The organism is Pseudomonas sp. NFACC45, from assembly GCF_900113505.1.
Lineage (GTDB): Bacteria > Pseudomonadota > Gammaproteobacteria > Pseudomonadales > Pseudomonadaceae > Aquipseudomonas > Aquipseudomonas tehranensis.
Map to the genome: position 1 here is coordinate 250,474 of NZ_FOPO01000002.1, position 20,472 is coordinate 270,945.

The window sequence follows — 20,472 nt, forward strand, 5'->3', positions numbered from 1 at the left end:
GGGGAAGCGGGGCAAAAATTTGGTTGGTTGCGGCCAACCAAAGGAGCTCGGTTGAATCAGGTCGGTCAGTTGCTGGCTACGGTTTCCGGTTGCCAGCCACCGCCCAGGGCCTTGTAGATCGCGACAATGCCGCGATACAGGTCCACTTCGGCCTGGGCCTGAGTGTCCTCGGCGGCCAGGCGCTCACGTTGGGCATCCAACAGGACGAGGAAATCCTCGGTGCCTTCGCGGTAGCGGATTTCGGCCAGGTCAGCGGCGGCTCGGCTCGATTCGCTCTGCCGGATCAGCGAAATCAGGCGTTGCTGGCGCTTGCCGTAGTCGCTGAAGGCGTTTTCCGATTCCTCCAGGGCCAACAGCACTTGCTGTTCGTAGGTCGCCAAGGCGCCGTCCGCCTCGGCGTCGGCACCGCGCAGACGAGCCCGCACACTGCCCAAATCGAAGGCAGCCCAGGTGATGCTTGGCCCCAGCGCCCAGGCATTGGCCGCCGATGAGCCGATCTGCGAACCGCGCCCGGCGGTAAAGCCCAGGAAACCGCTGAGGCTGACCCGTGGGAACAGGTCGGCCTTGGCCACGCCGATGCGCGCGGTGGCGGCAGCGAGTTGGCGCTCGGCGCTGAGAATGTCCGGGCGACGTTGCAACAGTTCACCCGGATCACCAATCGGCAGGGCCTTGGCGATGGCCGGCAGCTGTTTAGGGCTCAGGTCCACGCTCAGTTTGTCCGGGCGCTCGCCCAGCAAGGTAGCGATGCGGTTGCGCTGGCGTACCTGTTCGGCCTGCAACTGCGGCACGCTGGCTTCGACCGAGGCCAGGCGCGCATCGGCACGGACCACGTCGAGCTGATCGCCGACGCCGGCATCGCGCAGGCTTTCGGTGATCTTGCGCGATGCCTGCTGGTTCTCAAGGTTCGCCAGGGCGATTTTTTCCCGCAGTTGGGCCCCGCGCAGTTGACCGTAGGCATCCACCAGTTCGGCGATCATTGTCACCTGCAACTGATAGAGGTCGGCTTCGACCGCCTGCTGATCGGCATCGGTGGCTTCCAGGTTACGCCGGATACGCCCGAACAGATCCAGTTCCCAAGCCATGTCCAGGCCCAGGTCATAGCGTTCGGTACTGACCCGGTCGGTGGTTTCGCCCGGCACCTGGCCTTTGCCCAGGTTGCTGCTGGCACGGCTGGTGATGGTCGGCATGACGTCATTGCTGGCGTCGTCGCGTATTGCCCGGGCCGCTCGCAAACGGGCGAACGCCACGCGTAACTCGCGGTTGCCTTCCAGGGACCGGGTGACCAGTGAATTGAGCGTCGGGTCTTCGAATTGCTGCCACCAGATCCCTTCGAAACGCGCTCGGTCGAAATTCTTTTGACCGGCGGCACCGTCGGTGGCGGTGGTAATGTTCGCCGCCTCCGTTTGCGGTGCCTTGTAGTCCGGACCCACGGCGCACGCACTCAAGGCCAGTACCAGCAGGCTTGGCACAAACACTTTCAAACTCATTGTTGCGCCTCCAGTTTCAAGGCACGGGCCGCTTTGCGGGCCTCGCTGCGCTCGACAAAGTTGCGGATCAGTACATAGAACACCGGCGTGAGCAGCAGGCCGAAGAAGGTCACCCCGAGCATGCCCGAGAACACCGCGACACCCATGGCATGGCGCATTTCCGCACCGGCACCGCTGGAGAAGACCAACGGCACCACACCCATGATGAATGCGAAGGAAGTCATCAGGATCGGCCGCAGACGCAAGCGGCAGGCCTCCAGCACCGCAGCCAGGGGATTCAGCCCCTCGAGCTGTTTATCCTTGGCAAACTCGACGATCAGAATAGCGTTCTTGCAGGCAAGCCCCACCAGTACGATCAATCCGATCTGGGTAAAGATGTTGTTGTCGCCGCCGGAGAGAATCACCCCGGTAATGGCCGACAGCAGGGTCATCGGTACGATCAGGATCACCGCCAGTGGCAGGCTCCAGCTTTCGTACTGCGCCGCCAGCACCAGGAACGCCAGCAGGACGCAGAGCGGGAACACGAACAGCGCGGTGTTGCCCGAGAGAATCTGCTGGTACGTCAGGTCGGTCCACTCGTAAGTCATGCCATTGGGCAATTCGTCCTTGAGCAGTTTCTCGATGGCTTTTTCAGCCTGGCCGGAGCTGTAGCCCGGGGCGGCGGCACCGTTGATTTCCGCAGTGATGAAGCCGTTGTAGTGCATGACCCGGTCAGGTCCCGAGGTGTCGCTGACCTTGATGAAGGTCGCCAGCGGGATCATCTCGCCACGGTTGTTGCGTACCTTGAGCTGGCCAATCTGGTCCGACTCGAGGCGGAACTGCTGCTCGGCCTGAACGTTGACCTGATAGGTGCGGCCAAAGCGGTTGAAGTCGTTGGCATACAGCGAGCCCAGGTAGATCTGCAGGGTGTCGAAGATGTCACTGACGGCCACGCCATGGGTCTTGGCTTTTTCACGATCGATGGCGGCATCGACCTGCGGCACGTTCACTGTGTAGCTGGTGAACAGCCCGGCCAGTTCCGGCACGTTGTGGCTCTTGGTGATGATGTTCATGGTTTCTTTGTACAGCTCGTCGTAGCCCAGGTTGCCCCGGTCTTCGATTTGCAGACGGAAACCACCGATCGTGCCCAGGCCCTGTACCGGCGGCGGCGGGAAGATCGCCATGTAGGCTTCCTGGATTTCCGAGTACTGGCCGTTCAAGGCCCCGGCAATGGCCCCGGCAGACATGCTGGGGTCCTTGCGCTCGTCGAAAGGCTTGAGGGTCACGAACACGATGCCGGCGTTCGGGCTGTTGGTGAAGCCGTTGATCGACAGGCCAGGGAAGGCCACGGCGCTTTCAACGCCCGGTTGCTTGAGGGCCATGTCCGACATGCGCTTGATCACGTCTTCGGTGCGGTCCAGGCTCGCGGCATCCGGCAGTTGCGCGAAGGCCACCAGGTATTGCTTGTCCTGGCCCGGTACGAAACCGGTCGGGGTATTGGAGAACCCGAAGAACGTCAACACCATCAGGCCCGCGTACACCAGCAGGGCGATGCCGCTGCTGCGAATCACTCGGCCTACCGTACCCACGTAGCTGTGGCTGGCACGATCGAAGAAACGGTTGAACGGACGGAACAGCCAGCCGCCGAAAATCTTGTCCAGGAACCTGGAAAACCGGTCCTTGGGCGCGTCATGACTCTTGAGCAGCACCGCGGCCAGGGCTGGCGACAGGGTCAGGGAGTTAAAGGCCGAGATCACCGTGGAGATGGCAATGGTCAAAGCGAACTGCTTATAGAACTGCCCGGTCAAGCCACTGATGAACGCCGCCGGTACGAAGACCGCACACAACACCAGTGCCGTGGCGATGATCGGCCCGGTCACTTCGCCCATGGCGCGTTTGGTGGCTTCCACCGGAGTCAGGCCCAAACCGATGTTCCGTTCGACGTTCTCCACCACCACGATGGCGTCGTCCACCACGATACCGATCGCCAGGACCAGCCCGAACAGCGAGAGCGCGTTGAGCGAGAAACCGAACAGGTGCATCACGGCGAATGTACCGATCAGCGACACCGGCACGGCCACCAGCGGAATGATCGAGGCGCGCCAGGTCTGCAGGAACAGGATCACCACCAGCACCACGAGGATCAGCGCTTCGAACAGGGTGTGAACCACCGCCTCGATGGAGCCGCGCACGAAGATCGTCGGGTCATAGACGATGCTGTAGTCCATCCCCGCAGGGAAGTTCTGCTTGAGTTCGTCCATTTTGGCGCGAACGTCGTTGGAGATCTGGATGGCGTTGGAGCCAGGGCGCTGGAAGATTGGGATCGCCACCGCCGGCTGGTTGTCGAGCAATGAGCGCAGGGCGTATTGACTGGAGCCCAACTCCACTCGTGCGATGTCTTTGAGACGGGTGATTTCACCGTCCTCGCCGGAACGAATAATGATGTTCTCGAACTCTTCTTCATTCACCAGGCGTCCCTGGGTGTTGATCGAGAGCTGGAATGCCTGGGCATTGGGTGCCGGAGGTGCACCCAGGGCACCGGCGGCGACCTGACGGTTCTGTTCGCGGATGGCGGTGACCACGTCGGTGGCGGTCAGGTTACGCGAAGCAGTCTTGTTCGGGTCAAGCCAGACCCGCAGGGAATAGTCCCCCATGCCGAACAGCTGCACATCACCCACGCCGCCCAGACGCGCCAGCTCATCCTTGATGTTGAGCAGGGCGTAGTTGGACAGGTAGAGCATGTCGTAGCGTTGGTCCGGCGAGGTCAGGTGCACCACCATGGTCAGGTCGGGCGAAGCCTTGTCCACCGTGATGCCGATTCGGGTGACTTCTTCCGGTAACTTGGGTTCAGTCCGCGTGACGCGGTTCTGCACCTGCACCTGAGCGTTGTCCAGGTCGGTGCCCAGCGCGAAGGTGATGGTCAGGGTGATCTTGCCGTCAGCGGTCGATTGCGAGGACATGTACAGCATGTTCTCGACGCCGGTGATGGCTTGCTCCAGGGGCGCGGCCACGGTTTCGCCGATGACCTTGGGGTTGGCGCCCGGGAAGTTGGCGCGCACGACCACGGTCGGCGGTACGACCTCCGGGTATTCGCTGATCGGTAACTGGAACAGTGAGATGGCGCCGGCGATCAGGATCAGCAGCGAAAGCACCGCTGCGAAGATCGGCCGCGAAATGAAGAACTGGGAAAATTTCATCTTGAGTTCAGTCCCTTAACCGCGTGGGGTCGCTGCGGCCAGTTTGCCTGCCGATCCGGAAGCAGCCTTGGCAGGCGCGACTTGGGGCAGGTTGCTGGCTTCGAGCGCTTTTCGTTGTTGTGCCAGGGCGGCGATGGTTTCTTCGCTGGCCATCGGCACGGTTTCAGGCGTGACCGGCGCACCGGGACGAGCGCGTTGCAGGCCCTTGACGATGATGGTGTCGTCCTTGCTCAGGCCCTTGCGCACGATGCGCAGGCCTTCGATCTTCGGCCCCAGCTCGACAGCGCGGTAGGCCGGCTTGTTGTCGGCGTCCATCACCAACACGAATTTCTTGCCCAGGTCAGTGCCGACCGCTTCGTCGTTGATCAGCACGGCTGAGTAAGTGCCGCTGCCTACCAGTTTCAGTCGGGCATACAGCCCTGGGGTGTAGGCGCCATCCTGGTTGTCGAACACCGCGCGACCACGAATGGTACCGGTCTGTGGATTGACCTGGTTGTCGATGAAGTTCATATGGCCCAGGTGCGGATTACCTTCCTCGTTGGACAGGCCCATGTAGACCGGAGTCGCCTGACCGCGCTGGCCCTCGCGGGCAAGGCGGGTGTACTTGAGGAAGACGCGCTCGTCGGCATCGAAGTAGGCGTAGACCTTGTCGGTGGACACCACGCTGGTGAGCGGCGTGACATCGGCGGTCACCAGGTTGCCGGCGGTGATGTCCGCCCGGCTGACGCGACCGCTGATGGGCGACGTGACCCGGGTGAAGCTCAGGTTCAGTTTGGCCAGGTCCAGTTGCGCCTGGATCGCCGCAGCGGCAGCACGAGCTTCCTGGGCAGCGCTGGTGCGCGAATCCGCCAGCTCGGCGGAAATGGCGTTGCTCAAGCGCAGGCGCTCGCCACGCTTGGCTTCGTTCTCGCTGCGGGTGGCGGTGGCACGGGCCTGGGCCAGTTGGGCTTCAAGGCGACGAACTTCAGCCTGGAACGGACGCGGGTCGATCTGGAATAACAGATCGCCTTTCTTGACCAGCGCGCCTTCGGTGAACGCTACGCTATCGATCTGCCCCGAAACCCGTGGTCGGATCTCGACGGTTTCCGGCGCCTCGAGGCGCCCGGTGAATTCGTCCCACTCATTGACCGGCTGCTCCAGCACCTTGGCCACACTGACTTTGGCCGCCGGCATGGATGCCGCCGTATCTGGGGTCTTGCCGCACGCGCTCATCACCAGCACCGCCATCAGTGCGAGGGGAAAGCGCAGTTTTGAAAGTGAATATTCCATGGATAGCATCCGCCAAGAGTATTTGAGATGGGCGGATGATGCGGGGGGAGGCGGTGAGGCACGAATCGAATGAAGCAAAGGTAACTATCATTCGGAATGATATAAGCCATCGCCCAGCCGTCTAGCCTGGGGCTTTCGTTAGGCTGCTATCAATCTTGCTGATATCCCTTCAGGTTGCTAGAGGCGCAAAGCTGCCTGCGGGAAGACTGCTACTGCGGCAGATAACGGTCATGGATGCGCTGGATCTCACCGCTGGCGCGAAGGCTTTCAACGGCCGCCCGCAGCTTCTTGACCATTTTTGGGGAGCACTGCTTGGAGCAGGCCAGATAGAGATCGGCACTGCTCTTGACCGGACTCATCAGCAGTGTTCGCTTGGACACCTTTGGCCAAATATACCGACTCTCAGGGACGCCGTTGAACCAGGCGTCGATACGCCCCATCAAGAGCATCTGGGCGGGGTTGTCGCCGATGGCCAGTGGATAGATCTGGTCGTCGCTGAACCCTTCGGTGCGCAGGATTTCCTGCTGCGCGCTTCCCAGGCCGACGCCGATCTTGCGGTAGGTTTGCCTGGCTTCGGCGAAGCTGCTCACTGGCCGGTCGAGGGTGAAGAACGCTCGCTCCATGGGCATGACCGAAGCGATCCAGGTAAAACGATCCTCACGTTCCGGTGTGCGCGACAGGGGGGCGATCAAGTGATTGCGCTGTTCGCTGACATGTTTCTGTGCCCGGGCCCAGGGAAGGATATGCAGCTTGACGGCATACCCGGCTTGGGTCATGGCTGCCACGGCAACATCGCCGACAATTCCGTGCCCCCTGGGGTCGTCGACAAACGTCAGCGGCGGCGCGTCGAGAATGTGCAGTTCAATCGTCAAGGGGGCGGCGTACGCGCTACCGACAATCAGCATCGGCAATATCAGACACAGGTGCGCGAGTGCTTTTGTACGGCCTTCCAATACGCGTTTGATCCGGCTCATGATCGATACTTCAGGCATTGAAAGTGATGCGCCGTTCCAAACGCTTGGCGCCAGAAACATCGTCCTGCCATGTTTGCCACGGCTTTTTTATCAGTGCATGCCACGCTGTCGGCCTGATTGCGTGTATCTGAAGGTATAGATCATCCGGCCGACAAAAACCTTTTTACTCAGGCCCTGTCCTGGCTTGTTCAGCAATCAGTTGGGCCAGTATCCGTACCGGTTCGGTGAGGCTTTGCCCCGACCGATGCACCAATCCGATATCCCGGTGGAAGGTGTGCTGGCCAAGGTCGAGGGCTCTAACTCCTGCCGGCCAGTCATGCGCCGATGTTTGTGGCACCAGTGCCACCCCCACACCGTTTTCAACCAGCTTGATGATGGCCTCCAGTTCATCCAGTTCACACACCTCGCGCACGGTGAAGTGCATTTGCCGCAGGAAACGATCCACCTGCCGGCCACCGAATGAAGCACGGTCATATCGAATGAATGGAAGGCTGGAAAGGAGTGTCGTCCAGTCTTCCCCCGGCACTTGGCGTGCAACGATCAATCGATACGGCTCAAGTGTCAGGGTCGTCCAGCGCAGGTCGCTCTGAAGCGAGAAGGGCGGACGGATGATGGCCGCCATGTCGATTTCGCCAGCGTCCACCAGGTTGACCAGCTCCATCGAAAGCCCCGGCAGCACCCGCGTACGGCACTGAGGGCATTGCTGATGGAACCTGGCCAACGCGTCCGGCAAATAGGAACGCTGGACGGACGCAATGGCGCCAATGTTCACCAGGACACTGGCCGCAAGCTCCGGGAAGCCACCGCCCAGGTTGTCGTAGAGACGAAGCAACTCTTGCGCCTGCAAGAGGACTTGCTGACCCTCGCGATTGAGGTGGGCCGAGCGTCCTTTGCGGTCGAATATTTCGAAGCCCAACTGCGCCTCCAGGCGCTGGATCTGCGCGCTCACGGCAGCTTGGGTGAGGCCGATCCTGTTCCCGGCCGCCGCGAAAGTGCCTTCCCGTGCCACGGCGATGAGCGTCTTGAGTTCTTTAATCATTCACAAATATTAGTTGTGTTTCTAAGCAATATATATTGATTTTTCCGCCTGTAGCGCCGCACTACGATGGCCTCACCTAAAAGACACAAAAAAGGAATCTTGATGAGCCTCTCACCCTTCCACCTGGCGATCCCGGTTTACGACCTCGCGGGTGCCCGCACCTTTTATGGCGAAGTGTTTGGACTGCAAGAGGGGCGCTCCAGCGCCCAGTGGGTCGACTTCAATTTTTACGGCCACCAACTGGTGATTCATGAGCAGCCCAAAACCGCTGCCCAGGAAAACGTCCACAGCAACCCGGTGGACGGCCATGACGTGCCTGTTCCTCATTTCGGCATCATTTTGGGCTGGGAAGAATGGGAAGCACTGGCCGAACGCTTGAAATCCTTCGGCACCGAGTTTGTGATTGAACCCTACATTCGCTTCAAGGGGCAGGTGGGTGAGCAGGCGACGATGTTCCTGTTCGACCCTTGCGGTAACGCCCTTGAATTCAAGGCGTTCAAGGATATGAGCCAGTTGTTCGCAAAGTAGTCCAAGCAAAGGTGGGCAGGCACAGAGTTGGGGCGACTAAAGATGTAAGAACAGGCGATGGCGATCCTTTGAGGGTATACCCCTTCAGAACCGCACACACATGCCGATACAGCGCGCGTAGATCCTGATTGCGCAAGCGCTTCAGAGGGGGTCGCCCCCCATACTCAGGGCGTATGTGCGCCTGTATCCACTAGGTTTTCGCAGGTCTGCCCATAAGCGGGCCTCAGGTAAGAATCATGTCAGCCCACCCCAGGACCGAGCTGGAAGGCGCCCTTGCCGTATGCAAAGGCAGTTTTCTTTGCGTTGGTTTTTTCAGTTTTTTCGTCAATTTGCTGATGCTGGTTCCATCGTTCTACATGTTGCAGGTGTATGACCGCGCCGTAGGAAGCGCCAGCCAGTCGACTCTGTTGATGCTCACGCTGATCATGTTGCTGCTGATGATCACGATGGGCGGCCTGGAGTGGGTTCGTTCGCGGATTATGGTACGAATCAGTACTCGCCTGGACACGCTGCTGGGCCAGCGTCTGTTCGACGCCAGTTTCAAGCAGGCACTCAACACCAACGGCATGAATGCCACCGCCCAGCCGTTGAGCGACCTTAACGCCTTGCGCCAGTTCCTGACCGGTAACGGCTTGTTTGCCTTTTTCGATGCTCCGTGGATTCCGATCTACCTGGCGGTAATGTTCATTTTTCATCCCTGGTTCGGGTGGATGGGGGTCGTGAGTGCGGTGATGCTAGGGGCGTTGGCTTTCATCAACGAGAAGCTCACTCACACACCGTTGCAGGCTGCCAACCGCGAGCAGATCGCGGCTACCACCTTCACTAACAAGAGTCTGCGCAATGCCGAAGTGGTCGAGTCCATGGGCATGCTTGCAAGTCTGCGTCAGCACTGGAACGGGCAAACCCATAAGGTCCTGACCCTGCAAAGCCTGGCCAGTGACCGCGCCGCGAGCATGATGGCGATGTCCAGGACGTTCCGTCAGATTGTTCAGTCGCTGATGCTGGGCCTGGGCGCCTACTTGACGATCAATCATGAAATTTCGCCCGGACTGATGATTGCCGGCTCCATTTTACTGGGGCGCGCCCTGGCGCCCATCGATCAGTTGATCGGCGTCTGGAAAGGCTTTCTTGGCGCACGCTCGCAATATGCCCGATTACGCGAGTTGCTGGTCAAGATCGCCGCCGAGCCTGAGCGCATGTCGTTGCCGGCACCTGAAGGGGCGATTCGCGTCGAGGGGCTTTCAGTGGGTTCCCCGGACAATCGCAAGCCGATCATTCGCGGCGTGGACTTCCAAGTGGCCGCTGGTGAAGCGGTGGGGATCATCGGTCCCAGCGGCGCAGGAAAGTCGACCCTGGCCAGGGCGTTGTTGGGGATCTGGCCAAACCTGGCCGGGACCGTGCGCCTGGACGGTGCGGACATCAGCCAATGGCGCCGGGACGAACTGGGCCAGTACATCGGCTATTTGCCCCAGGACATAGAACTGTTCGAGGGCAGCATCAGCCAGAATATCTCACGCTTCGGTCCGGTGAATGCGCCTGCAGTGGTCGCCGCCGCGCGCATGGCCGGTGTACATGAACTGGTGCTGCAACTGCCCGATGGCTACGACACATTGATTGGCGCCAATGGCGGTGGACTCTCTGGCGGCCAGCGGCAACGCATCGGGCTGGCCCGCGCCTTGTACGGTGAGCCGCGTCTGGTGGTACTTGATGAACCGAACTCCAATCTGGATGACGCTGGAGAAAAAATGCTCGCCCAAGCGCTGCAGAAACTGCGGCAGAGTCGGGCCACGGTGTTTGTCATTACCCATCGATCCGGGGTGCTGGCGCAGGTGGACAAGCTGTTGGTTCTCAATCATGGCGAGCTGAGTCTGTTCGGGCCGCGCGACAAAATCCTGGCACGGCTGCAGGGCGCGACGCCCACGGCCCACCAGGCTGCCGCGATTGAATCGTAGGGACGGATGAACAACGTTATGCAAGACAGTAAGCACTCATCCGTCGATATGTCCGGGCTGCCAATCGATGACAAACCCGTGCGGCGCATCGGCTACCTCATGCTGCTGGTCACCTTTGGCCTGTTTGGCGGCTGGGCTACCCTGGCTCCGCTCGACAGTGCTGCGCTCGCGCCGGGCGTGGTCACCGTCAAGAGCTATCGCAAGACCGTACAACATCTTGAGGGCGGCATTGTGCGCGAACTGCGCGTGCACGACGGCGACCTGGTGAAAGCCGGCGATGTATTGTTGGTACTCGACAACACCCAGGCGCGTTCGGAGATGGAAGCCATGCGTAGCCAGTTGATCGCCGCGCTCGAACTCCAGGCCCGATTGGTGGCTGAACGTGATGCGCTGCCCGAGCCACCGCTCGTGCCTACGCTGGATCCCAATGATCCCCGAGTGCGCGAGGCTCGCGACAGTGAAGCGCGGATTTTCCAGACCCGACGGACCTCGTTGCTGGGCGAAATCGGCTTGCTGGAGAAGTCCATCGGACAAATCGAAGAACAGATTCGCGGATTCAAGGCCGTCATCGCCAGCAAGCAGATGCTGGCCGCTTCCTATGAAGAAGAGATTGTCGACTTGCGTGCATTGCTTGCCGAAGGCTACGTGGACAAGCAGCGTCTGCGCGAGCAAGAGCGAAGTCTCTCTCGCCTGCAGACCGAAATCGCCGAAAGCCGCTCCGAAAGCGCGCGAGCGCGGGTTCATATCGACGAGGCGCGGTTGAAGATACTGCAACTGAAAAAGACTTTTGCCACCGAGGTCGCAGGTCTGCTGGGCGATGCGCAGACCAAGGTCTATGAATTGCGCGAGCGGCTGGCCACCCTGCAGGACCGCGACCAACGCACCGATATCCTCGCGCCCGAGTCGGGAATGGTCATGGGTATGACCGTACACACGCTGGGCGCAGTGGTCAGTCCAGGCACTGCGCTGTTGGACATCGTCCCGGCCAACGAAGAACTGATTGTAGAAGCACAGCTGTCACCGATGGACATCGACCGTGTCGCACTGGGCAAATTGGCGGACATTCGCTTCAGTGCCTTCAAGAGCAGCACCACGCCAGTCATCGAAGGGCAACTGGTGCAGATATCAGCTGATCGCCTGATCAACAAGGACACCGACGCCGCTTATTACCTGGCACGCGTGGCCCTGACCGACAAGGGACGTCAGGCCCTGGGTAATCTGACCCTGGTGCCAGGAATGCCGGTCGAAGTGCTGATTAATACGGGCGCGCGGACGCTGTTGCAGTATTTGATGCAGCCGGCCAGCAATGCTTTTGCCCGTTCGTTGATCGAGGATTGACATGAAGCTTCTGATCGCGATGAGTCTGGCCCTCGTGCCGCTTGGCGCTCTTGCTGACGACAGCTCGACGCCCCCTTACACAGATCTGTTGCAGCTGCATCAGGAAGCTCAAGGGGCTGACCCGCGTATTTTACGGGCACAAGCCATGGTCCGTAGTGGTGAGGGCAGCGAGCGGGCGGCCTTTGGTCAACTGCTGCCACAGCTCAATGCCAGCGGCAGTGTTAACCGCAGTCGCCGCGATGACGATTTGAATCGTATTCAATACAACGGCAAACGCCTGGCGATGATGCTCAATCAGGTTATTTACGATCCGCAGGTCTGGCGCAGCTATCAAAAGTACATTGAACTGGCCCGCCAGAGCGAGTACGAGTCCGATGACACCCAGGTGCAGGCCAGCATTGATTTATCCGAGCGCTACTTCGCGGTTCTCGCGGCGGAGGACGAATTGGCCCTGGTACGCAGCGAGCTGGATGCGACCGAGCGCAACCTCAAACGGACCCACGCGCTGTATGCACGCCAAATGGCGATGGTGACTGATGTACTTGACCTTGAGGCGCGCGTGGATGCGCTCAGGGCGGACGAGATCGAAGCCAGCAATGAGGTCGAGGTGAGTCGCCAAGCCATGTCCGAACTGGTGGGGCGTGATATCCGTGAGCCGCTCAAGCGCATGGCAGGCAATCCGGCCTTCAGTTTGCCTGCGCAAGCGCAGGACTATTGGGTGCAGACGGCACTCGACAGTAACCCCGCACTGCTTGCCCGCGAGCACGGTATCCGCGCCGCCGAGGCCGCTATCGGTGAAGCCAGGGCGGGACATCTGCCACGGTTGGGGTTGAACTTGACCGCGCAACGCAGTGATATCGGCTATGAAGGCGCGTTGACACCCCGCTCGGACAATCTCGTCGCCTCCCTGGACTTGCAGGTGCCGCTCTACAGCGGCGGCTCCACCCGTGCCCGAGTATCAAGCTCCGAAAACGATAAGGAAGTCGCCCAGCAAGAGCTGGAAGCCTTACGGCGTCAGATCATCACGCAAACCCGAACGGCCTATCTCGGCGTGACAACCGGGCTCAGCCGAATCAAGGCAACACAACGTGCCTTGGAATCCGCCGAAAAATCACGGATAGGCACCGAGAAGGCTTTCGGATACGGCGTCAAGCATGCCGTCGATGTGCTGGACAGTATCAAGGAAGAGTTTCGCGCACGGCGCGACTTCAATCAGTCCCAATACAAGTTCGTGACCAGTTTGCTGGTGCTGCATCGCTGGAGCGGCAGATTGGGGGAGGGGGATATCCGCAGGGTCAACGAATGGCTCGTAGCACCGTCATCTCAATGAAGATAAAAATAGTGGCAAGATGATGTTAAATCCACTCTTTCTGATGCAAAATATCCCTCTGTAATGGCCGCGTCCAGGAAAGGCCACAGACTGCTCAAGGAAGCTTCACATGCCCCATCCCGTTGGTTACTCGTTTGTTTCGTCCGCAAAGCTGACCGGCAATGCGCAAGTCAATAGCTTGCTTTATGGCACTTATTGGATGGGCAACTCGTGGAGTACCGGCACGTTTACCACGCCCCTGACGTATAGCTTCGTCACTGCGGACTCGCGTTTCGCCATTAATTACAGCAGTGATAATGAATATGAGTCCATCTACCTCCTGACGTCAGCGCAGCAAAACGCCATCGTCAGCGCACTCGGCACCTGGAGTTCGGTCGCCAATCTCAAATTCACACGGGTCAACGAGTCCTCCACCAATGTCGGTGATCTGCGCTTCGGCGGCTATCTGGATATGGACGAAGACACCGCTGCCTGGGGCTATTTTCCCGCCCACACCGCCAGTGCCGGTGATGTCTGGATCGGGCCAGTGACGAACGACCCGACTCCCGTCAAAGGCACGTACGACTATCTGACTTTTATGCATGAGATCGGCCATGCTCTGGGCCTCAAGCACCCGTTCTCACAAAGCCTGTCAAACCCCACGGTACTGGCGCCTCAGTTCGATGATGTCCGCTATACCATCATGAGTTACGACAGTGCTTATTCCTATGAGCCAACCACGCCCATGTTGCTGGACATTGCCGCCATCCAGAGCCTCTATGGGGCCAACACTCAGTGGCAAACCGGCAACAACACATACAGTTGGGCGGCAGACCAATCGGTTTTCGAAACGATTTGGGACGCCGGCGGCAATGACACTATCGATGCCACCAATCAGGTCGCAGCGGTGCGCATCAATCTGAACGAAGGCCAGTTCAGCAAAATCGGTCAAGCGTTCATCGACCTGGACACCCAGGCGGCGTTCAACGAAGGACTGGCGATCGCCTACGGCGCAAAAATTGAAAACGCAGTCGGTTCGGCCAATGACGACACGCTCATAGGTAACGCACTAAACAATCTGCTAAATGGCCGTGCCGGCAAGGACATGATGATCGGCGGGGCGGGTAACGATACTTACGTCGTCGACAACGGCGGTGACGTGGTTCAGGAAAGCAGTGCCCTCAATGGAGGAATCGATAGCGTTGTTTCATCCATCAACTACATTCTTGGCAGCTACCTGGAGAACCTGACACTGAGCGGCACCGGCAACCTCAACGGTACCGGCAACACGCTGAACAACCGTATCACCGGTAACGCTGGCGCCAACACCCTTTCGGGAGGGGCGGGCAGCGATACCCTGGATGGTGGCAGTGGTATCGACACGCTGATCGGTGGCACCGGCAACGACACTTACGTGGTCGATAACATCGGGGACCTGATCAGCGAAACCAGCACCCTGGTCAGCGAAGTGGATACGGTGCGCTCCTCGGTAAGCTGGACCCTGGGCAACAATCTGGAAAATCTCACGCTGACCGGATCAGCCTCTCTCAATGGCACCGGCAATGCGCGGGGCAACGTAATGATCGGTAACGCCGGCAGCAACCTGCTGAACGGCGGCGGGGGTATCGACACGTTGATCGGTGGCGTCGGCAATGACACCTACGTGGTCGACAACCTCAGGGACATCGTCCGTGAAACCAGCACACTGGCCAGTGAAATCGATACTGTGCGTTCCTCGGTGAGCTGGACCCTGGGCGCTAATCTGGAAAACCTCGCCCTGACCGGCGCTGCTCACCTCAGCGGCACCGGCAATGCTCTGCGTAACGTACTGACGGGTAATGCGGGCAATAACGTGCTCAATGGAGGCGCAGGCAACGACACACTGGACGGCGGTAGTGGTATCGACACGCTGATTGGTGGCACCGGCAACGACATCTACGTGGTCGACAACCTCAGGGATATTGTTCGTGAGACCAGCACTCTGGCCAGTGAAGTCGATACTGTGCGCTCCTCGGTAAGCTGGTCCCTGGGGGCCAATCTGGAAAACCTCGCCCTGATCGGCACTGCCCACCTCAGTGGCTCCGGCAACGCCCGGAACAATGTGCTGATTGGCAACGTCGGCAACAATCTGCTGAACGGTGGCAGTGGTATCGACACGCTGATCGGCGGCACTGGCAACGACACCTACGTGGTCGACAACCTCAGGGACGTGGTCCGTGAGACCAGCACTCTGGCCAGTGAAATCGATACCGTGCGCTCCTCGGTGAGCTGGTCCCTGGGGGCCAACCTGGAAAACCTCGCCCTGACCGGCGCTGCTCACCTCAATGGCACCGGCAATGCCCTGCGTAATGTACTGACGGGTAATGCGGGCAATAACGTGCTCAACGGAGGCGCCGGCAACGATAGCCTGAACGGTGGCGGTGGCATCGACACGCTGATCGGCGGCAGCGGCAACGACACCTACGTGGTCGACAACCTCAGGGATATCGTCCGTGAAACCAGCACCCTGGCCAGTGAAATCGACACCGTGCTCTCCTCGGTGAGCTGGTCCCTGGGTGCCAACCTGGAAAACCTCACCCTGATCGGCAATGCTCACCTCAATGGCACTGGCAATACATTGGGTAACGTGCTGATTGGTAACGTCGGCAACAATGTGTTGAACGGCGGAGCAGGTAACGACACCCTGGACGGTCGCAGCGGTATCGACACACTGATCGGCGGCACGGGCAAGGACACTTACGTGGTCGATAACCTCAGGGACATCGTCCGCGAAACCAGCACCGCAGTCAGCGAGATTGATACCGTGCGCTCCTCGGTGAGCTGGTCCCTGGGGGCCAACCTGGAAAACCTCACCCTGGTCGGCAGCACCCACCTCAATGGCACCGGCAACACATTGGCTAATGTGCTGATCGGCAACGCCGGCAACAATGTGCTGAACGGCGGAGCAGGTAACGACACCCTGGACGGTGGCAGCGGTATCGACACGCTGATCGGCGGCACCGGCAATGACACTTATGTGGTCGACAACCTCAGGGACATCGTCCGCGAAACCAACACCACGGTTAGCGAGATCGATACCGTGCGCTCCTCGGTGAGTTGGAGTCTGGGTGCCAACCTGGAAAACCTCACCCTGACCGGCACCGCCCACCTCAACGGCACCGGCAACGCCCTGGGCAACGTGCTGAACGGCAACACCGGCAACAACGTGCTGAACGGTGGAGCAGGCAACGATAAACTCAACGGTGGCGCAGGCGATGACACGCTGATCGGCGGCGTTGGCAGTGACACTCTCACGGGCGGCACTGGAGCCGATCGATTTGTTTTCAGTGCGCTGAATGAACTGGGTACGGGAAGCGCTCGCGACGTCATTACCGACTTCAGCAGCATCCTGGGCGATAAGATTGACCTATCGAAACTGGCTGCTGATGTCCTGAACGCGCCAATCAATGGGTTCAGCTTCATCGACTCGAACGACTTCACCGACGCGGGACAATTGCGCTTCGTCGATCAGGTGCTTTACGGCAACATCAATGGCAATCTGGATGCGGATTTCGAAATCCAGCTACTGGGCGTCAATACCTTCAGTGCCAACGATCTGATTGCTTGATAAAGCGGTGTCCTGACGCTTTGAGACAGTGAGAGCATTGCCCAATGCCGACTCGGCTTATAGCGACGCCCTGACTACCAATGGGCAATCTACTGGCTGGGCGCCCGACACCTCGAGGTTCTCGATCAGGTGCCGGGCAGCCCTGCGCCCGATCTCGTAGTACGGCAGTTGGACCGTGGTCAGTGGCGGAATGAACAGCTCGGCGATGCCGATCATGTTGTCATAGCCGAGCACCGCAACGTCGCCGGGAATCTTCAGGCCACGGCCCAGCAACAACTGATAGGCACAGAAGGCGATACGGTCGTTGCCGCAGATCAGAATGTCGAACTGCGGTCGCCCCTCGATGATGTGCCGGTCGAGAATGGCTGCGGTTTCACCGTAGGCATCGTGATCGGAAAGGTCGTATTGCAGGAGCGCTTCAGGCGCCAGCCCAAAGGCCTGGCAGGCACTTTGCAAACCTTCTTGTCGCAGGCTCCAGGCAAGGCTCTGTTTTGGCAGATTGATACACAGAGGGCGCCGATAGCCTTGGCTCAAGGCGTGATGCACCGCTCGATGCTGCCCCGTTTCATCGTCGGGCACATAGCTGACCAGGCGAGTGTCATCGGCCAGGCAATTGGCGAGTACCAGCGGTTTGCTCTTTAAACGCTCGGGGATGCTCACCTGGCGCAACCCCATGGCACTGAAGATCAGCCCGTCGGGACGGTGTGACATCATCAGGTCGATGTTCTGCTCGGTGGGCGGGTTGCTCAACAGGTTGAGGATAAACACATTCCAGCCGGCTTGCTGCGCGGTCTGCTCGATGGACAGTAGCAGCTCGACGGCGAAGGGGGTGGTGGCGGTATCCAGTGCGAACACACCGATGGTTCGCGCCTGGAGATTGTCCCCGCGCATCCTGCGCGCCGAAAGGCTCGGTACGAATTGCAGTTCGTCAATGGCGCGACGCACCCGCTGGAGGGTTTCCGGGCTCAGTTTTTCCGGGGTGTTGAGCGCTCGGGAAACCGTCATCAGGGACACGCCGGCCAGCTGTGCAACGTCTTTCACTGAAGTCATGCGAGATGCGGCCGGTCAGGTTGACGCCGAATCATGACACAGGCTCCGGGCTTCTCGCGACTCGAATGACGATGCTCATAGCCACCCCGAGGCCAAAGGCCACGCATGGGTGATGGAGACATCCCCGCCAGTCCCGCTTGCGAGTAACTTCACCCCCAGGCTGTTGGGCTGGGGGTAGATGCGGCTGCTGAGACTGAAGCGGCCGCTTTGCTCAAACACCTCGATGGACGAGCGGTCCAGAAACACACGCAGTTGCAGAGGCTCTTGTTCCCGGTCGATCGCCACGCTGCGTTGACCGCTCACTTGTGCCCCCGAACGACTGCGGTCGAGCACCAGGCGCTGCAGTGACGCATCGTAGTAAAGCAGGGTGTATTCATCGCCATCGGCACTGCATCGCAAGGCGATGCCCAGGGTGCCTTCGGTGCAGTCGAGTAAATTCAACTGCACATGGATCTCGAGCCTGTCGCCATTCACTTGCGGCACCCACCGAGTGCCCGATTCACCCCACGCAGGCGTGCTTGGCAACGGCGCCTTGCGCAACGCCGTCAATTCCCGGGCCGGGAACACCCTGAGGCGATCAGCATGCAATTGCAGCTCGCGGGGCAGTCCGAGCATGCCGCACCAGTGATGGGGCTGGCTCGGCATCGGACTTTCCCACATGTCGAGCCACGCCCACACCAGGCGCCGACCATCGGCGGCTACCAGCGTTTGCGCGGCATAGAAGTCATGGCCGTTATCCAGCTCGATAAACGGCCCGCCGCTGAAATGCCATTGGCTGTCGAGTTGCCCCACGCGATAGCCGGTCTGGTACTTATTGAGCCGCTCGTAACCCTCTGGGCGCATGCCCTGGGGGGAGTACAGCAGCACGTCGCGCCCATTGAGCCGAAACAGATCCGGGCACTCCCACATATAGCCATCGCCCTCGTTGCCACGGGATACATAGTCAAGGAACTCCCAGGCGCGCAGATCGGTGGAACGGTACAACGGGAGCAAAGGCGTATCGCCCAGGCGTGCGCCAGCAATCAGGTACCAATAGTCGTTGTCCTTCCAGACCTTGGGATCACGAAAATGCATGATCGCATCTTGCGGTGCTGTCTCGATGACGACACCCTGCTTGACGAACCGGATGCCGTCGACGCTGGTGGCAAGACACTGGACCTGGCGGATCTGGCGTTCGTCACCCACTTCCCCCAGCCAGGTGTGCCCGGTGTAGATCAACGCCAACGTGTCGCCACACACCACCGCACTGCCGGAAAAACACCCGTCGCGGTCAAAGTCATCGCCCGGCGCCAGCGCGATGGGCAGGTGCTGCCAATGGACCAGGTCAGCACTCTTGGCATGCCCCCAATACATCGGGCCCCATTTTGCGTCGAAGGGGTGATGTTGATAGAACACGTGATACTCGCCACGGAAATACACCACTCCGTTAGGGTCGTTCATCCAGCCCGCGGGCGGGGCAAGATGATAATCGGGGCGATAGTCATCGATGACGCGGGACAGGCCAGCGTTCAGCGCCTGTTGCGCAAGCTCAAGGGTCGCGGACATGGGAGCGTTCATGGGATTCACACACACGGTCATAGGGCGCCTGCTCGTACCGAGCGCTGGGCAATATCATCCAACGGGGTTTCGAGGGTTTGTGGGTGGCGCCTCAAGGCCGTACCGTCGGCATCGAACAGGTGCAGATTGTCGATCTCCACCTGCAGTTCGACCCGATCGCCCACTCGCCACCCGGCGTGGACCTCACAGCGACAGATCATGGGCTCATCCTGGCCGGTATCGAGGTGTACATAGGTTTCGCTGCCCAGGTATTCGACCCCGATCACGGCGATGCCAGCAGTGCCCTGTGCCGCCTTGAGCGTCACATGTTCCGGGCGAATCCCCAGGCTCAGTTGGCTGTTCGCCGCCAGGCTCGAGCTGTCAAAGGGCAGGGCGGTCCTGCCCAATACGAGGCTTTCAACCAGGCTGCTTGCGCCTGGCGTATGCAGGCTCGCAGCAAGAAAGTTCATTCTGGGCGAACCCAGGAAACCGGCGACAAAGCGAGTGGCCGGGCGCTCGTAGAGCTCCCGCGGCGAGCCAACCTGCTCGATGTGGCCGCCATTGAGCACGACAATCTTGTCGGCCAGGGTCATCGCCTCAACCTGATCGTGGGTCACGTAGATCATGGTGGTGCCCAGTCGAGCATGCAGTCGGGCGATTTCGTTACGCATCTGCACCCGTAAGGAAGCGTCCAGATTGGACAGCGGCTCATCGAACAACAAAATGTCCGGCTCCCGCGCCATGGCCCTGCCCATGGCCACCCGCTGACGCTGCCCGCCCGACAGTTCCTTGGGCTTGCGTTGCAGCAGTTTATCCAATTGCAGGATTTGCGCGGTTTTCAACACGCGCTCACGCAGGCTGGTCTTTTCGGTCTTGGCCAGTTTCAGACCAAAACTGATGTTGTCGTAGACGCTCATGTGCGGGTAGAGCGCGTAAGACTGAAACACCATACCGACGCCACGCTCGCGCGGCTCCAGGTCATTGACCCGGCGACCGTCGATCAGTAGGTCGCCGGCGCAGATGGAGTCGAGCCCGGCGATCAGTCGCAGCAGGGTCGATTTTCCGCAGCCCGAGGGGCCGACGAACACCACGAATTCACCGGCGGCGATTTCCAGGCTGACGTCGCGAAGAATGCGCATGCCGCCCAATTGTTTGTTCACGTTGTCTAGCTTCAACTTGATCACGATGCTGTTCCTTGTCTTTGTTG

The 20,472-nt window shown here is 60.0% G+C and carries 13 protein-coding genes; 5 read left to right on the forward strand and 8 right to left on the reverse strand.

All coding sequences use genetic code 11. From position 1 onward, the window contains the following. Window positions 1-65: 65 nt before the first annotated feature. The 5 genes from BM132_RS04030 to BM132_RS04050 form a co-directional block, all read right to left on the reverse strand. Window positions 66-1,487 carry an efflux transporter outer membrane subunit gene (locus BM132_RS04030; protein ID WP_092453437.1) on the reverse strand — a complete coding sequence of 474 codons (1,422 nt, stop codon included), beginning with the start codon at window positions 1,485-1,487 and terminating at the stop codon, window positions 66-68. Beyond that, a complete protein-coding gene (locus BM132_RS04035) occupies window positions 1,484-4,663 on the reverse strand; it encodes an efflux RND transporter permease subunit (protein ID WP_092398136.1) in 3,180 nt (1,059 codons plus the stop codon). The genes BM132_RS04030 and BM132_RS04035 overlap by 4 nt, the downstream gene beginning before the upstream one ends. Before the next feature lie 15 nt (window positions 4,664-4,678). Next, a complete protein-coding gene (gene mexE / locus BM132_RS04040; RefSeq protein ID WP_092398138.1) occupies window positions 4,679-5,932 on the reverse strand; it encodes a multidrug efflux RND transporter periplasmic adaptor subunit MexE in 1,254 nt (417 codons plus the stop codon). 209 nt (window positions 5,933-6,141) lie between these two features. Next, window positions 6,142-6,906, reverse strand: coding sequence for a substrate-binding periplasmic protein (locus BM132_RS04045; RefSeq protein ID WP_092398584.1), 765 nt, complete (start codon window positions 6,904-6,906; stop codon window positions 6,142-6,144). 163 nt (window positions 6,907-7,069) lie between these two features. Further along, window positions 7,070-7,945 carry a LysR family transcriptional regulator gene (locus BM132_RS04050; protein ID WP_092453439.1) on the reverse strand — a complete coding sequence of 292 codons (876 nt, stop codon included), beginning with the start codon at window positions 7,943-7,945 and terminating at the stop codon, window positions 7,070-7,072. A 102-nt stretch (window positions 7,946-8,047) separates the two neighbouring features. On the opposite strand from BM132_RS04050, the gene BM132_RS04055 reads away from it, so the two are divergent. The 5 genes from BM132_RS04055 to BM132_RS04075 all read left to right on the forward strand — a co-directional run bounded on the left by BM132_RS04055 (window position 8,048) and on the right by BM132_RS04075 (window position 16,679). Next, complete coding sequence (locus BM132_RS04055; RefSeq protein WP_092453441.1) at window positions 8,048-8,473, forward strand: VOC family protein; 426 nt, start codon at window positions 8,048-8,050, stop codon at window positions 8,471-8,473. 236 nt (window positions 8,474-8,709) lie between these two features. Continuing rightward, window positions 8,710-10,425, forward strand: a complete 1,716-nt coding sequence (locus BM132_RS04060) for a type I secretion system permease/ATPase (protein WP_092453443.1) — start codon at window positions 8,710-8,712, stop codon at window positions 10,423-10,425. An 18-nt stretch (window positions 10,426-10,443) separates the two neighbouring features. After that, entirely contained in the window at window positions 10,444-11,763 is a 1,320-nt protein-coding gene (locus tag BM132_RS04065; protein WP_256244120.1) for an HlyD family type I secretion periplasmic adaptor subunit, read from the forward strand. Window position 11,764: 1 nt separating this feature from the next. Next, entirely contained in the window at window positions 11,765-13,093 is a 1,329-nt protein-coding gene (locus BM132_RS04070) for a TolC family outer membrane protein (RefSeq protein WP_092398148.1), read from the forward strand. Between the two features lie 109 nt (window positions 13,094-13,202). Further along, complete coding sequence (locus tag BM132_RS04075) at window positions 13,203-16,679, forward strand: M10 family metallopeptidase C-terminal domain-containing protein (protein ID WP_092453447.1); 3,477 nt, start codon at window positions 13,203-13,205, stop codon at window positions 16,677-16,679. A gap of 57 nt (window positions 16,680-16,736) precedes the next feature. Here BM132_RS04075 and BM132_RS04080 read toward each other — a convergent pair whose 3' ends face one another. The 3 genes from BM132_RS04080 to BM132_RS04090 form a co-directional block, all read right to left on the reverse strand. After that, the gene (locus tag BM132_RS04080) at window positions 16,737-17,729 is read right to left on the reverse strand and encodes a LacI family DNA-binding transcriptional regulator (RefSeq protein WP_092453450.1); all 993 of its coding nucleotides are present in this window, start codon (window positions 17,727-17,729) and stop codon (window positions 16,737-16,739) included. A 75-nt stretch (window positions 17,730-17,804) separates the two neighbouring features. After that, a complete protein-coding gene (locus BM132_RS04085; RefSeq protein ID WP_177218137.1) occupies window positions 17,805-19,307 on the reverse strand; it encodes a glycoside hydrolase family 32 protein in 1,503 nt (500 codons plus the stop codon). Further along, window positions 19,304-20,449, reverse strand: coding sequence for an ABC transporter ATP-binding protein (locus BM132_RS04090; RefSeq protein WP_092398156.1), 1,146 nt, complete (start codon window positions 20,447-20,449; stop codon window positions 19,304-19,306). Before BM132_RS04090 ends, BM132_RS04085 begins: the two co-directional genes overlap by 4 nt. Window positions 20,450-20,472: the final 23 nt, after the last annotated feature.